At 45.0% G+C, this 15,720-nt stretch carries 11 protein-coding genes and 1 rRNA gene; 1 reads left to right on the forward strand and 11 read right to left on the reverse strand.

Features of this window, described 5'->3' with window-relative positions; translation table 11 throughout:
* Positions 1-581 (reverse strand): 16S ribosomal RNA (locus M2444_RS13535); the annotation flags it as partial.
* A gap of 413 nt (positions 582-994) precedes the next feature.
* On the opposite strand from M2444_RS13535, the gene M2444_RS13540 reads away from it, so the two are divergent.
* Positions 995-2,251: an MFS transporter gene (locus M2444_RS13540; RefSeq protein ID WP_280787208.1), complete on the forward strand. Its 1,257-nt coding sequence runs from the start codon at positions 995-997 to the stop codon at positions 2,249-2,251.
* Positions 2,252-2,263: 12 nt separating this feature from the next.
* On the opposite strand, the gene M2444_RS13545 is transcribed toward M2444_RS13540, so the two are convergent.
* The 10 genes from M2444_RS13545 to M2444_RS13590 form a co-directional block, all read right to left on the reverse strand.
* On the reverse strand, positions 2,264-4,108 hold the full coding sequence (locus M2444_RS13545; RefSeq protein ID WP_280787209.1) for a transglycosylase domain-containing protein: 1,845 nt from the start codon (positions 4,106-4,108) through the stop codon (positions 2,264-2,266).
* Positions 4,109-4,167: 59 nt separating this feature from the next.
* Positions 4,168-4,767 (reverse strand): hypothetical protein, encoded by a 600-nt coding sequence (locus M2444_RS13550; RefSeq protein ID WP_280787210.1) that lies wholly within the window; start codon positions 4,765-4,767, stop codon positions 4,168-4,170.
* A 163-nt stretch (positions 4,768-4,930) separates the two neighbouring features.
* Positions 4,931-6,043, reverse strand: a complete 1,113-nt coding sequence (locus tag M2444_RS13555) for a sensor histidine kinase (RefSeq protein WP_256990457.1) — start codon at positions 6,041-6,043, stop codon at positions 4,931-4,933.
* A gap of 19 nt (positions 6,044-6,062) precedes the next feature.
* Positions 6,063-6,770, reverse strand: coding sequence for a response regulator transcription factor (locus tag M2444_RS13560; protein ID WP_280787211.1), 708 nt, complete (start codon positions 6,768-6,770; stop codon positions 6,063-6,065).
* 161 nt (positions 6,771-6,931) lie between these two features.
* Positions 6,932-8,944 (reverse strand): NAD-dependent DNA ligase LigA, encoded by a 2,013-nt coding sequence (gene ligA / locus M2444_RS13565; protein ID WP_280787212.1) that lies wholly within the window; start codon positions 8,942-8,944, stop codon positions 6,932-6,934.
* A gap of 78 nt (positions 8,945-9,022) precedes the next feature.
* The gene (gene pcrA, locus M2444_RS13570) at positions 9,023-11,359 is read right to left on the reverse strand and encodes a DNA helicase PcrA (RefSeq protein WP_094876502.1); all 2,337 of its coding nucleotides are present in this window, start codon (positions 11,357-11,359) and stop codon (positions 9,023-9,025) included.
* Between the two features lie 61 nt (positions 11,360-11,420).
* A complete protein-coding gene (gene pcrB, locus M2444_RS13575) occupies positions 11,421-12,140 on the reverse strand; it encodes a heptaprenylglyceryl phosphate synthase (RefSeq protein ID WP_179281620.1) in 720 nt (239 codons plus the stop codon).
* Positions 12,141-12,368: 228 nt separating this feature from the next.
* Entirely contained in the window at positions 12,369-13,235 is an 867-nt protein-coding gene (locus M2444_RS13580; RefSeq protein WP_094870814.1) for a phosphatidylinositol-specific phospholipase C/glycerophosphodiester phosphodiesterase family protein, read from the reverse strand.
* Positions 13,236-13,357: 122 nt separating this feature from the next.
* Positions 13,358-14,764 (reverse strand): undecaprenyl-phosphate glucose phosphotransferase, encoded by a 1,407-nt coding sequence (locus tag M2444_RS13585; protein ID WP_042192233.1) that lies wholly within the window; start codon positions 14,762-14,764, stop codon positions 13,358-13,360.
* The gene (locus M2444_RS13590; RefSeq protein ID WP_481857501.1) at positions 14,761-15,660 is read right to left on the reverse strand and encodes a glycosyltransferase family 2 protein; all 900 of its coding nucleotides are present in this window, start codon (positions 15,658-15,660) and stop codon (positions 14,761-14,763) included. The genes M2444_RS13585 and M2444_RS13590 overlap by 4 nt, the downstream gene beginning before the upstream one ends.
* Positions 15,661-15,720: the final 60 nt, after the last annotated feature.

The raw sequence follows: 15,720 nt of genomic DNA on the forward strand, positions 1-15,720 counted from the left end.
GCCCAATAATTCCGGACAACGCTTGCCCCCTACGTATTACCGCGGCTGCTGGCACGTAGTTAGCCGGGGCTTTCTTCTCAGGTACCGTCACTCCGGTAGCAGTTACTCTACCGGACGTTCTTCCCTGGCAACAGAGCTTTACGATCCGAAAACCTTCATCACTCACGCGGCGTTGCTCCGTCAGACTTTCGTCCATTGCGGAAGATTCCCTACTGCTGCCTCCCGTAGGAGTCTGGGCCGTGTCTCAGTCCCAGTGTGGCCGTTCACCCTCTCAGGTCGGCTACGCATCGTCGCCTTGGTGGGCCGTTACCCCACCAACTAGCTAATGCGCCGCAGGCCCATCCCTCAGTGACAGATTGCTCCGTCTTTCATTCTTTCTTCAGGAGAAGAAAGAAATTATCCGGTATTAGCTACCGTTTCCGGTAGTTATCCCAGTCTAAGGGGCAGGTTGCCTACGTGTTACTCACCCGTCCGCCGCTAAGTTATTTTGAAAGCAAGCTTTCAAAATAACTCCGCTCGACTTGCATGTATTAGGCACGCCGCCAGCGTTCGTCCTGAGCCAGGATCAAACTCTCCAATTAGTATTGAAAAGAGCGATATGCTCATTTTGAAACTGACGATTCATTAAATGAATCTTTTTAAAAATTAACGCGTTCCATTTGTTCAGTTTTCAAAGAACTTGCTCCTAGCATTTCGACATTCAATGTCTCTTGCACAGGAATTTTAGTATATCATGTTGTCGTATTTCTTGTCAACTTATTTTTTCATCGTTTGTGTTTCATTTGTTCGATGCGTCATAAGCACAAGAGATAATATACCATGCCGTTCTTATGTTTGCAAGCTTTTTTTGAAATAAAAATAATCTACGAATAAATACTTTCAAACTAACACAAACCAACACAAATTGATTCCAATAATTCATAATCTGTGGCTAAATAGAATCTATCGTAATCCCATATATTAACTTCTAATGATACGTACGAAAGGAGTCTAAATGAAAAACAATCCATCTACTGCTACGAGCCAAACAAACACTAAGGACAAGGAGCAGCGTAATCTGCAGCAAGCAACAATTTATAAGATTTTGCTGGCTGTCAGCTTTGTTCATTTATTTAACGATTCTATTCAGGCAGTTATCCCTGCAATCTTCCCTATTCTTAAAGATAACCTGATGCTCTCCTTTGCTCAAATTGGGTGGATCTCCTTCGCCTTAAACATGACGTCCTCAGTGATCCAGCCAGTCATCGGATATGCCGCTGATCGCAAACCTCGTCCTATTTTGTTACCACTGGGCATGTGCAGCACATTTTTAGGCGTACTTTTATTGGCTTATGCCAACAACTATATCCTTGTATTGTTTTCCGTCATGTTAATCGGCTTCGGATCTGCTACCTTTCATCCGGAAGGCATGCGTGTGGCTCATATGGCTGCCGGTCAGCGGAAAGGTCTTTCGCAATCTATTTTTCAAGTCGGCGGCAATGCCGGGCAATCTCTAGGTCCAATGCTTACAAAATGGATTTTCATTCCCTTTGGGCAGATCGGGGCTCTTGGCTTCACTATCGTTGCGGCTGCCGGAATTGCCGTCCAGACCTATGTCGCTCGCTGGTATCGGGAGATGCTGGATGCGGGATATACGTTTCATAAGAAATCAACCGCACGCGCAATCGATCCTGCCCGCCGCAAAAGTATTCGCACGGCAACTATCATCCTTGTGTTCCTAGTCTTTGTAAGATCTTGGTACGGCGCTTCTATCGGCAGTTACTACGCTTTCTATTTAATGGACAAATATCAAATGACGCTTGATAAGGCCCAAATCTATATTTTTATGTATCTGGCAGCTGGAGCTGTCGGTACATTCTTTGGAGGCCCACTGGCTGACCGCTTCGGACGGCGTAATCTCATCCTTCTTTCTATGGTCGGAACAGTGCCCTTTGCGCTGGCTCTACCCTTTGTGAACCAAATGTGGGCAGCTATTCTCCTGCTGATTGGTGGTTTCATCCTTTTGTCCAGCTTCTCCGTTACTGTAATCTACGCTCAGATGCTTTATCCAGGCAATATCGGAACAGTTTCAGGGTTAATCACTGGTCTTGCTTTTGGGCTCGGAGGAATTGGCTCTTTGGTACTCGGCAATCTGATTGACAGCATTGGAATTTCAAAAGTGTTTATTGCTTGTGGATTCCTCCCTCTTCTTGGTTTCCTTGCTCTCCTGCTTCCTAGAGACGAGAAACTAGAAGAATGGGCCGCTCAATAAACATCAGTAAAATCAGTAACCACTTAACGCCTTACTCATGACTGCAGAAAATAGAGCGGCAGCCTTCCCGCTGCCCTCTGTCATATAATTATCCCTATTTGTACGATCAAACCCCATCCACACTGCAGCTGTCCATTCCGAAGTATAACCAACAAACCACAAATCCCGATTAGCTTTCTTGCTTACGCCAGGCAAATCCAATTGGGTTGTTCCGGTTTTCCCTGCTACAGGTCTGTTCATTTGTGCTTTTTTGCCTGTTCCTTCATTGACAACATTACGGAGCATCATCGTCATTGCCTCTGCGGTTCGCTGCGAGATTACCTGCCGTGATTCGGAGAGATGTGAATACACGACCTTCCCTTTTGAATCCATTATCGTGCGTATCATATGAGCCTCATTCAGTTTACCTCCATTAGCAAAGACACCGTAGGCTTGTGTCATTTTAAGTGGAGATACTCCGTTATGAAGCCCTCCCAAAGCTATTGATAAATGGTTATCCTCCTCCGTCAGTACAATTCCTAATTTGGCTGCGAATTGCCGCGCAGATGAAATTCCAACCTGCTTCAAAAGCCAGACGGCTGGCGCATTTATGGATTTTTGTAGCGCTGTGTTCATGGTAATCTTACCTTGGTACACTCCATTCAAATTCTCAGGTACATAGCTTCCATAAGCGTATTTGCGATCAGACAGTATGCTATCCGGGCTATACTTCCCGCTTTCTAGTGCGGGTCCATAGTCAATGATCGGCTTGAAGCTGGACCCAGGTTGCCGCGCATCAATTGTAGCTCTATTCAAGCTCCCCTCGTTATGTTCACGTCCACCAATCAATGCTACCACTTCACCTGTACGATGATCCATGATCGTCATAGCTGCTTCTACCTGCTGATCTTTTCCGTCAGGCGGGAAAGAAGAATCTTTAAGAAAAGACTGCTCTAGCGCCTGCTGCGCTTTAATGTTCAACCCTGTAACGATAGTGTAGCCACCCGTTCGAAGCTCCTCCACAGACTTCCCAGTGATCTGAGCCGCTTCCTTAAGCGTAGAATCCACATAATGAACGCCGATGACTTCTTCTTTTTTTGTAGCAGGAGGTTGATACTGTTTATCTCTAGCCTCAAGCATTTGTTCATTAGTGATCAGTCCTTGATCTAACATAATCTGTAGAACGAGATCCCTTCTTGTTTTGGATAATGTCCAATTATCTACCGGATTATAAATAGACGGTCCTTTAGGAATTCCCGCTAGGGTGGCGATTTGCCATATTTCTAGTTTTTTTAAATCGGATACGCCGAAGTAACGCTCCGCAGCTGCCTTTACTCCATATTGCCCACGCCCCATATAAATCTGATTGAGGTAAAGCCCTAGGATCTCTCGTTTTGTAAACTGTCTCTCTAATGCAAGAGCAATGGATGCTTCATTTAGCTTACGTATGACATTCTTGTTCCTGTTCAAATAAAGATTGCGTGCTAGCTGCTGAGTAATACTACTCCCGCCCTCGGAGAGATCCATATCCACAATATTATTTAGAAAAGCGCGAGAAATCCCTTTATAATCTAACCCCTGGTGGCTATAAAAGCGCCGGTCCTCCACCGCTAAAAACGTATTGATCAATAATGCAGGCATCTCCTCCAGCTCCGCTGAATGTCTATACCCCGAGCCCGGTAAAGGGATCCTTCGTAATGTCGTCCCATCCGAGGCCTTAATGATGCTCGATTCCGGCAGCTGAAGTTTATCCTCTTGCTGCTCAACCACTTGCCCGCCGTATTGAAATATGTAAAGCAAACCCACGAGCGCTATTATTATTCCAATGACACTCCCATCAAATAATAAATACCCCAGACGGAGTATCCGGGTACGCATGATCCATCTGCCATCCTTGCCTGAACGGGCTACACTTTGTTTTTTTTCGGTAACGGCATTCATGACTCTATAATCAGGTTCTCTAAGAACCGCTCCATACTACGGGCTTCAACATTCGCTGCTTCAAGAAGTGCTTGGGCTTCCATCCCATCATCCATATTGTCAGCATCCTCTACCTCACGGAGAGCACGGAGAATTGCCCGAGTTCTTATCAATAAAGCTACTGCTGGTGTGTCCTGCATCGTTTCTGGTGCTACGCCTCTATTTGGAACTTCAATTCTTTGCATGCGATTCAGGTTAGCGACGATTTGCCCTAATTCTCCTCCGGAGAGGACCTTGATTTCTTTTGTTACTCCCTTATCTGCTAACTCTGAGGTTCCAAGCAATACCGTGTGCAAATCATCGGCAATTTTCTGTGAACGGAGAATAAACAACCCGCTGAAGAATAGAACAAATAGAATTATGGCGCTGGGGATTGTTCCAATATGATTAATGGTCCAATGGATAAGACGAACAAAAAAGACGCCTGATTGCCCCGAATAATGTGCATACAGCAAAGCAACAACCCGCTGGACAGCAAAAAGAAAGGCAGCACTCAAAAGAGCACTCCCTATAAAAACATAAAGATAATGGATGCGAACCGTCCGAAGTTTGTGCATAGTAATCCCTCCTTGTGCTCATAAGAAGAAACGCCTTCGGCGTCCTTTTTAAGGACGATAAGCATTTCTTCGAAAAATATAAGGATAAAGTATAGCTTGAAGCTTATACTTTCTTATATTTCAAGGATAGCTTCCAAATCTTAAGAACCTGCCTAGAGTTTTCTTAAGATTCTATGAAGAAGGGGAAACAGGTGATGAAATCCGTGCGAAGTGGGGAGCTTTCTACATAAATAACGCCATTGTGGCGTTCGATGATACTTTTTGAAATGGCAAGGCCTAAGCCTGAACCGCCTGTATGCTGTGAACGGGACTTCTCTGCCCGATAAAATCGTTCAAAAATAAACGGAATATCGCTCTCTGCAATCCTCTCTCCAAAGTTGCTAATGCGGACAATCGCTTCATTTCCCTTTTTACTGAAACCAATCTCCAGTTTTTTGCCGCTTCTCCCGTAACGGATTGCATTCGTAATCAAATTCTCATAAGCACGAACTAATTCTTTAGGGGAAGCCTCTATCCACAGCTCATCAGCTTGGTCATCGATCTCGTAGGTCATTTCAGCCTTTGTTAGTTCAGGAACCGACTCCTCCGCTAACTGCCGTATAAATGCTTTTAAATCTAATCGCTCCATAGCCAGAGGGTATTCCCCACTATTTACGCGTGTATATTCAAAAAGATCGTCGATCAGTTTACGCAGCACAAGGGATTTGTTGTAGGCTATGCTCACGTAATATCGTATTTCTACTTCTTCCTGGCATCGATCTTGCTCGATATATTCCAGAAAGCCGAGGACAGAGGTGAGTGGGGTTCGTAAGTCGTGTGAAACGCCAGTAATCAAGTCATTTTTCGCATTCACAGCTTTACGTTCCTCTTCCACGGAGTGCTGCAAACGCTCAGCCATTTCATTAATATTCTCAGCCAGCACACCCAACTCGTCCGATGTTCTGACCTCAATGCGGTGAGTCATCCCTGAGCTCGTGATTTCCTGAATCCCTTTGGTGATCTCCTCCAGATACAGCACTACTTTACGAGTATAGATAAAAAAGAACAGCAAAAAGCTGATAATCCCGGCTGCGGTCAGTAGTGGCACAGAGCCAATATGATTAATGATCCAGCGTAAGATACGTGAATAGGGAGCCGACTCTGGAGCTGGATTCAGATAGATCATAAAATTAACGAGCTGGTAGCCAGCCATAAGTAACAAACCACCGGAAAGTACACTAAGTAAAAATGCAAATATAAACTTCCACCGGATCGTTGTTATATATTTCGAATTCAAGAAGCCTCACCTAATCCTTTCAGGAAGGTCCATCTAATTTATAGCCAACTCCCCAGACGGTTTGTATGTAACGCGGGCGCTTTGAATCGATTTCAATTTTGTCGCGGAGATTACGAATATGTACCATAACTGTATTGCCTCCATCTAAAAATGGTTCATTCCACACTTTATCGTAAATCTGTTCTAAGCTGAGCACTTGACCTTGGTGCCTTGCCAAAAGCTCTAGAATAGAAAATTCCCGCGGAGTCAGCTTAATCTTCTGTAGATCTACATGTACCTCATGCTTAGACGTATCTATGGTTAAATCTTCAAAGTTCAGTTTACTTTCACTCCCCAAGCTACTATTATCCTTATTAAATGCGTGGTAACGACGCAGCTGTGACTTGACGCGGGCCACAATCTCTAAAGGATTAAAAGGCTTGCCCACGTAGTCGTCCGCTCCTATGCTCAGTCCTGAGATTTTGTCCATATCGGTATTTTTGGCTGAAAGGATGATAATCGGCATCTTCCGCGCTTCACGGATCTTCATACATGCCGCTAGTCCATCCATCTTAGGCATCATGACATCAAGAATAATTAAATCCACTTCTTCCTTCTGCAGACACGCCAGCGCTTCCAACCCATCATAGGCTTTAAGCAGCCGGTAGCCCTCATTGCTGAGATAAATCGATAACAGCTCTACAATTTCCCTCTCATCATCTACTAACAATATCGTCTCTCTCTTCACGGAAGGGGTATCCTTTCAAATAGAGTAATAAGTATCTATAGCTTATATATTAGCAGATCAATCGAATGACAATAAGAAGAATACGCAAAAAAGGGTTCCAGCTCCTCTCGTACTTAAACGAAATGGAACTGGAACCTTTTGAGGTTCTAGTATAACTATGCTTACATCTCCAGCAATCGAATCAGCTCATCCTCATCCTCAATGACTTGAATGCCCAGCTGCTGCGCCTTGGCCAGTTTACTACCTGCCTTCTCGCCGGCAATAACTAAATCCGTCTTCTTGGATACACTACCGGATACCTTCGCTCCAAGTGCTTCTAAGCGTTCAGCGGCTTCGTCTCGGGTAAGCTTTTGTAACGAACCGGTCAACACTACCGTTTTTCCGCTAAAGAAGGAATTCGTACTAACAGGACGTGGTGCCTCAGGAGCTTTCGCTTCAACCCCAAGCGCGCGCAGCCGCGAAACGTTCGCCACAACGATAGGATCTGCGAAGAAGTTAACAATGCTTTCGGCGACAATCCCGCCAATGTCCGGTAACTCAGCGAGTTCCTCTGCTTTAGCCTGCATCACAGCATCCAAATCGCGGAAATGATCGGCCAGCATCCTGGTTGTTGCTTTTCCTGTGTTAGGAATACCTAACGCAAAGAGGAACGAAGCGAGATCACGCCCCTTGCTATCTTCTAACGCTTGCAGCAAATTCTGTGCTTTTTTCTCTCCAAAACGATTTAGCTGTACAAGCTGCTCAAAGGACAATTCATACAGATCGGCAGAGTCATGTACATTAAGCTCGTCGTAGAGCTGGCCTGCCGTCTTCTCACTGAACGTCTCAATATCCATAGCATCACGCGAAGCGAAATGAGTAATCCGGCTAACTATTTGCGGCCTACAATTCAGCTTATTGTTACAGAAAAGATGCGCGCCGCGCATTTCCAGCGGATATCCACAAGCCGGACAATTTTCAGGAAAAATGATCTCTTCACCGTCATTCTCTTCTGTTACTTTGCCGAGGATTTCCGGGATAACATCATTAGAGCGCCGAATAAACACTCGTGAGCCTAAGGCGAATTTCAAGTTTTTGCGCTCAATATCGCCCACATTATTCAAGGTGCAATTCTGTACGGTAACTCCAGCAAGCTCTACAGCCTCAACACGAGCCAGCGGAGTCACTTTACCTGTACGTCCAACATTCCAGCTAACAGACTCTAGCACGGTCGTTGTTTCTTCCGCTTCAAATTTATAAGCCACCGCCCAGCGTGGAAACTTATCCGTATAACCAAGAACCTCACGGATACGGAAATCCGTCACCTTAATTACGGCTCCATCGATCAGGTAATCAAGACTTGAACGACTCTCCTCGATTCCAGCAAGCTGTTCGGTCACATCATCGAAATCATTGCAGTAAGTCAGATAAGGATTTACTTTGAATTTGTTATTCCGCAGAAAATCCATCATCTTCTGATGATCTGCGAAATCTACACCCTCTGCAAAACCTACATTATAGAAATAAGCATTCAACCGACGCTCTGCAGTCGTCTTTGGATTAAGATTACGCAGTGCACCCGCTGCTGCATTACGTGCATTCTTCAGCGGCTCTGCAGCCCGTGTATTATAATCAGCCAGCACAGACAGATTCATAATTCCTTCACCCTGAACCTCAATGACCCCTTCTTTAAAAGGAATCGTTAATGGAACAGACTTAATGGTCTTCACCTGTGCAAGGATTCCTTCACCCACTACACCATTCCCACGGGTTGATGCCTGTTCGAGAACACCATTCCGATAGGTTAGATTTAGCGTCAAGCCATCGAACTTCAGTTCTACTGCATAACAAGGATCAGGCAGAGGGTTGCCTGGGTTCTTAAGATTGTACTCATTCACTAAGCGAAGTACCCGCGTATTCCAGCTCCGCAGCTGTTCGATATTCTGTGCTTTATCCAGACTCCAAAGCGGAGCCAGATGCCGATGCGGCGTGAAGCCCTTAAGAAGATCTCCTCCTACACGTTGTGTAGGAGAATCTGGTAACACGAAGCCACTCTCAGCCTCCAGTGCTACAAGCTTGTCGTATAAAACATCGTATTCCTTATCGCTGACTAGCGGTGTATCCAGCGTATAGTAGTGGTAATTATAGTGATTCAATTCTGCAACAAGCTCTTCCATCACATGCATAGCATCCATGCAGGTACATCCCTCCGTCAATAAGTTTCCTAATGGTTAGCGTGGTCTAAATATCCGTTCGTTAATCGTTTGTTACTATTATTCCACCCTGGTAATCGGTGCAAACCCTGCAAGCAGTCGTTTTACACCCACTGGTGCCGGAAAAGCAATTTGTAGCTCCGTATCATTCCCGGTGCCCTTCACAGCTACAACGGTGCCAGTGCCCCATTTGCCATGCGAAACCTTATCACCCGCTTTGTATTCGCCAGCTGCTGCAGCCCCTGCTCCAGTAGCGCGCTGAGCGCCTCCGGAGGTTACGGTCACGCTGCTCTTGCTTGTCGCTGCTGACGCCGTGCTTCCGCCTGCCGACGTAGCTTCGGCCGCTCCGCCCCGGCCGCCAAAGTTCCCACGGCTACCGCCGCTAAAGCCGCGTCCGCCGTAAGCACCGCCTACGTCCGCGCCTCCGCGCTGGAAGCGGTCCTTCGTCTTAACGGTATCTTCCTTCAGCTCTTCTGGAATCTCCTCCAGGAAGCGGGACGGCTGGTTCGCCGTCGTCCGCCCAAAGAGTGTACGCATCCGTGCACAGGAGAGAAACAGTTGTTTCTCGGCGCGTGTGATCCCTACATAAGCAAGCCGACGTTCCTCTTCGAGCTCATCATTGTCCTGGAAAGCACGGCTATGCGGGAATACGCCTTCTTCCATACCGACGATAAAAACGGTCGGGAATTCCAGACCTTTGGCACTGTGCATTGTCATTAGCACAACAGCATCACTACGATCCTCTTCATCATCGTTGACACTATCAATATCTGCGATAAGGGCCAGATCCGTGAGGAAGGAGACCAGTGACTTGTCCTCGTTATTCTTTTCAAACTCCATCGTCACGGACAAGAACTCATCGATATTCTCTAGCCGGGAGCGAGATTCGAGTGTGTTTTCATTTTGCAGCTCCAAACGGTACTGCGACATCTCCAAGATTTTTTCCGTCAGTTCAGTTACAGACAAGAACTCCACCATACGGTGCAGAGCTTCAATCATATCGTAGAACTCTACTAGCATATTCCGCGTCCGTCCGGCAAAGCCCAAATCATCAACAGTTTGCAGTACGCGGAAGATAGAAACACCACGTTCACCAGCCGCAGCTGCCAGCTTGCCAACCGTTGTATCCCCTAATCCCCGCTTAGGTACATTAATAATACGCGTCAGGCTGATATCATCATCAGGGTTAGACAACAGGCGTAGATACGCCAGTAGATCCTTGATTTCTTTACGATCATAGAACTTAATCCCGCCAACAATTTGATACGGAATATCTGATTTAATCAGAATTTCCTCGATTACCCGTGACTGGGCATTCGTACGATACAATATCGCGTGATTCTGATAAGCTTGGCCTTGTTTTACATTCTTACTAATTTCTCCGGTTACAAAGTACCCTTCGTCATGCTCAGAATCTGCTCTGTACACTTTAATCTTGGCGCCTTCTTCAGAGTCGGTCCACAGCTTCTTCGGCTTCCGTCCACTATTGAGCGCGATCACACCATTCGCTGCATTCAGGATATTAGCGGTCGAACGATAGTTTTGTTCTAAAAGAATGGTCTTCGCTTCTGGATAATCCTCTTCAAAATTAAGAATGTTCGTAATATCCGCTCCGCGCCAGCGATAAATCGACTGGTCACTATCCCCTACCACACAAATCCGGTGGTGGCTATCAGCTAGCATGCGGCATAACATGTACTGCGCTCTATTCGTATCCTGATACTCATCTACATGGATGTATTTGAATTTCTTTTGGTAGAAATCAAGAACCTCGGGAACTTCTTTAAATAATTCGATAGTCTTCATAATCAAATCATCAAAGTCCAGCGAGTTATTGCTTCTCAAACGTCTTTGGTACATCTTATAAACCTTAGCAATAAGGCCTTCAAAATAATCGCCAACCTTCTGCTCATACTGCGCTGGAGTGATCAGTTCATTTTTGGATGCGCTGATTACAGCTTGTACAGCTTTTGGCTCGAATTTTTTCGTATCAATGTTCAGTTCCTTCATACAGTTACGGATTACCGATAGCTGATCTGTAGAGTCCAAGATGGAGAAGTTGGAGGTAAAGCCAATCCGCTCGATATCCTTCCGCAAAATCCGCACACACATAGAGTGAAAGGTGGATACCCAGATATCTCTTCCCTCAGGTCCAACGAGCTTAGATACCCGTTCCTGCATTTCCCGCGCGGCTTTATTCGTAAACGTAATCGCCAAAATCGCCCAAGGCGGCGCCTTTCGATTGGCAATCAGCCAGGCGATTCTGTGAGTCAACACTCTCGTCTTCCCACTGCCCGCACCAGCCATAATCAAAAGGGGTCCTTCAGTAGTTTCGACAGCCTGTCTTTGTGGAGGATTCAGTCGACTCACTGCATCTTGTATGCTAATAAGTTGCATGTGTAACATGCTCCTTTCTAAATATAAAATCACAAATCATAAGTAGTCCTTGGACTAACCACTACTCAAATTGCTCTTGTACTGTCTTCTTCACAGCCGCAACTGTTAGCAGTGCCTTCTGTACATCACTATAAATAATATTGCCGACCACTACTGTATCACATAGAGCTGCTGCTTGCTCGGCCTCTTCCTCACAAGTAATGCCCCCTCCATAAAAAAGCTGAGCCTGCTCCACCATTTCACGTACCGTCCGCACGGTCTCCATATCCCCGAACCTACCGCTGTATTCAAGATAAACAATCGGCAGTGACATCAGCCTGTCCGCAACCTGGGCATATGCTGCCGCTTCTTCAGCATCAATGGCCGTCTCAGCCCCTGTAATCCGTGCAACTGAAGATTCGCTATTCAGCACAATATAGCCTTCCGTTAGTAACGAATCCCATGGAATCATAAATCCATAGCGTTCAATCGCTCGGCGATGATGGCCTACAATCCAAGCTGGATCAGGCGTATTAAGCACCATTGGAATCATATAAAGATCAAATCCGGGCACAGCAGCTTCAAGTTCGGACACCTCGAGTGCACAGGGCAACTCAAACCGTCTTACTCTGGATAAGAGATCCACTGTGTTCTCATAGGTTACTCCTGTAGAGCCCCCTATCAGTATGGCATCCGTGCCAGATAAGCAAACGGCCTCCAAATCCTCATCCAAAATCATCCGGTCAGGGTCAAGCTTAAACACATGCCGCCAAGGTTTGATCATTTGCTGCACTGATTTCATGAGAATCATCCTTAATAGTCATTTGGGCAAGACAAAGACACTCCTGCCGCCGCAAAAGATATAAATCTAGTCTATGCCAGCACAGCAGGTGTGTCAATTTAAAGCGAACAAAAATGCGAACATTTTTTCGCATATAAATTTTGGGAAACCCCGCAAAGTACCTGAATACACGCTAAGGAAAGCAGCAATTTGTGGGGATATATTAATGGCAATAAGTAGTCTACGATTTCAACGTACACCTGAGATGTTAATCAAATCCTTTTCGGGTACAAAATCAGTGTAAAAACCATCCACGCCCATACGGGCCAGCTCCCTAATTTCATTTTCTTCATTTACTGTATGAACATATACTCGAGCACCAGCCTTCTTCAGCTTTTTAACAAAGCTCTTGGTGGCTCGGCTAACTGGCATGGTAATATCCACACCTGTTTTATTTACAAACTCAATAACCTGTTCATCCGTATCCTTGGATTGGTACAGGGTGTAGAGCACTTCCGGAAAAGAATATACCTTATTGATCTCATCCAGCATCGTCTGATTGTATATTTGTGGAATGATTCGATCTAATATGGCTGGATCCCGGCGCTGCGCCGCTTCTACCAACAATGTAAATTGTTTATTTATAAGTTCAGGTTTGATTTCTTTCGTATCGGTCACGATATAAGCATCTGGATAATGCTGCATCAGATCAAGCAACTTCTCAACATCGATCGGGGAGTATATATTTAAGATTGGACTGTCCATGAATTCCTTATAATCTAGCACTACCCCTTGTTTATTAGCAGGAAGTACATCCAACTGACCTAAAAGCTTACTCATGTTGCCTGACCACTCATGCCTGCCTACTAGCTGATCATCAGCCGATAATAACAAGTCTACTTCAAATACACGAGTTCCCTGTGCATAATTAGCAACAAATGCTTCAAAGGCATTGGTGTATGTATGACCGTTAATGCCACCCATGGCATGTGCTACGACCTTGTGAGCCTCAAAACCACTTGCAGGCTGTTCGTCTTCATTACTAAAAGCGATTACAAGTAACATGATAAGAGCTCCAATTACAATTACGGTAGCAACAATCTTTTTCTTATCCATAGTTGAGAGTTTCCTTTGCGAAGTTTAGATTATAAAACCAATAGAAAAACAATACCCCGCTCTACCATAGGTAGAAACGGGGATCCAATTAAAGTTTTAGAAAATCTGAATAAGTGCAGGAATCAATAAGCATTTTTGTTGACAAAGCCGTTGCGAATCGTTTTGAAAATAATTCGAATGTCAAACAGTAAAGACCAGTTCTCAATGTAGAAAATATCGTGCTTGATCCGCTCCTCGATGGAAGTGTCACCGCGGAGTCCATTACTCTGTGCCCAACCTGTAATTCCAGGGCGTACATGGTGCTTAACCATATACTTCGGAATTTCATCACGGAACTGTTCCACATAATATGGGCGTTCTGGTCGAGGTCCCACCACACTCATATGTCCCAGCAACACATTAAAAAATTGCGGAAGCTCATCTAGACTTGTCTTACGGATAAAAGTACCAAACCGAGTTCTGCGAGGATCTTCACGCGTACTCCAGCCTGTATCCTCTTCACCATCCTGCTGCATCTTCATGGAGCGGAACTTATACATCATAAAATTACGACGGTTCAGACCTACACGTTCCTGCCGGAATATAATCGGTCCCGGAGAGGTCAGCCGGACACCAAGAGCCACGATAAGCATCACTGGAGAGATCATAATAATTGCGAACAAAGAGAACACAATATCAAACAATCGTTTTGCCATCTTATTCCCCGTCATATCTAGTGGAATATCACGAACATTAATCATTGGCATGCCTGCAAAGTTATCAAAGTAAGGGCGGGCTGGTAAGTAGTCGAAAAAATCAGGGATAATCAGTGTGCGTACACCTGCTTTTTCACAGGCCGCAATTATTGAAGGGTACTTCGAATGCGCATCAAGTGGCAGCGCAAGGATAACCTCATCCACAGGCAGCATCTCTAGCATTCCAGACAACTGGTCAACTGTTCCAAGAATTGGTTTATATCGTTGTTCTTCAATTCCATCCCAAGTATGATAGTCATCCAGGAAACCAATCGCTTCGTACCCAAGCTCAGGGTACTGTTCTAGATTATTGTAGAATCTTTTGCCTAGCGTTCCTGCGCCTATAATGAGTACAAACTGTCGGTTGAAGCCCTTTTCGCGAAAAGATTTAAGCATTTTCTTCAGTACATAACGGTATAGCATAATAGAAAGAATGTTCAATCCCATGTAAAGAGCTAGATATGTTCGGGAGATATTTATTTCTTTCACGAAAAACATCAGACCAAGCAGAATGAAAATGCCCATAATATGCACTTGGAAAATCTTAATGAATTCATCGACAAACCGTTTCTTACGCTTCGGCAAATACAGCGACAGCAGTATACCGATTAACACTGCAATTCCGCCATAAATCATACTCCAGTAAGCGTACGACTCTACAGGCAACGGGTTTTCATACTCCATCCAACCACTTCTAAACTTTAGCCACCAGGCTATAAGGAAGGACAGCTGGATAACAAGAAAGTCAGCCACCATATAGAGCTGTGTCAAAAATTTCTGATTACGCCGAATCATAAATTCACCTCAGTATTCTTTTCGTTACGTGCACCTGTTTCATTAGCGGAGTTAAGACTCTGTGCAGGTGATGGAACTCTTTTAGGAGAGATTAAGGCATTCCGCAAAAGAGAAAGTGCGAACTTCACGCCAACTCCAGCATATACTGTTCCATTTATCATACTGTTGTACTTCTTACTATAATGCTTACGATGAAATAAAATCATTGCCCGGTGGAATTCATAGACGATCTTAAACGGTCTGCGTCTGGCACTGCCACCTTTAAGATGTACAATAGAGGTCTTCGGATAATAATAAATCCCCCAGCCAGCCTCTTTAATACGATAACACCAATCTAAATCCTCGCCGTACATAAAGAACTCTTCATCCAATCCACCCACCTGGTTAATCGTCTCCCGCCGCAGCAGCATAAACGCACCAACCAGACAATCTATCGGGTAATCAAGATCAGGGTCCAAATATCCTAACTGGTAACCATTAAACCTCGGACGATCCGGAAATAGCTTACTAAATCCAAAAGCATAATAGAAGGAAGCTGACGGTGTCGGAAATCCCCGCTTACAGGCTTTATCTAGCGAACCATCCGGTAAAATAATCTTACATCCTGACGCCCCAACATCGGGCCGACTGTCCATAAAGGAGATCATTGTCTCCAGCGTATCCTTACGCACTACTGTATCTGAGTTGAGCAGAAGCACATACCTTCCGGATGAAGCCTCCATACCTTGATTATTTGCACGGGCAAAGCCGACGTTGTCCTTATTTGCAATCAACATTACACCTGGAAACTCTCTACTAATCTTCTCTACCGAATCATCATGGGAATTATTGTCTATCAAAATAATTTCATAGGAATAGTTCGTTTCTGAGTCATATACCGACCTGAGACAATCCATCGTCAGGCGACATGTGTTGTAATTAACAATAAGTATACTTACATCTACATTCACTGCGTA

The organism is Paenibacillus sp. PastF-3 (assembly GCF_029893135.1).
Taxonomy (GTDB): domain Bacteria; phylum Bacillota; class Bacilli; order Paenibacillales; family Paenibacillaceae; genus Paenibacillus_AQ; species Paenibacillus_AQ nitricinens.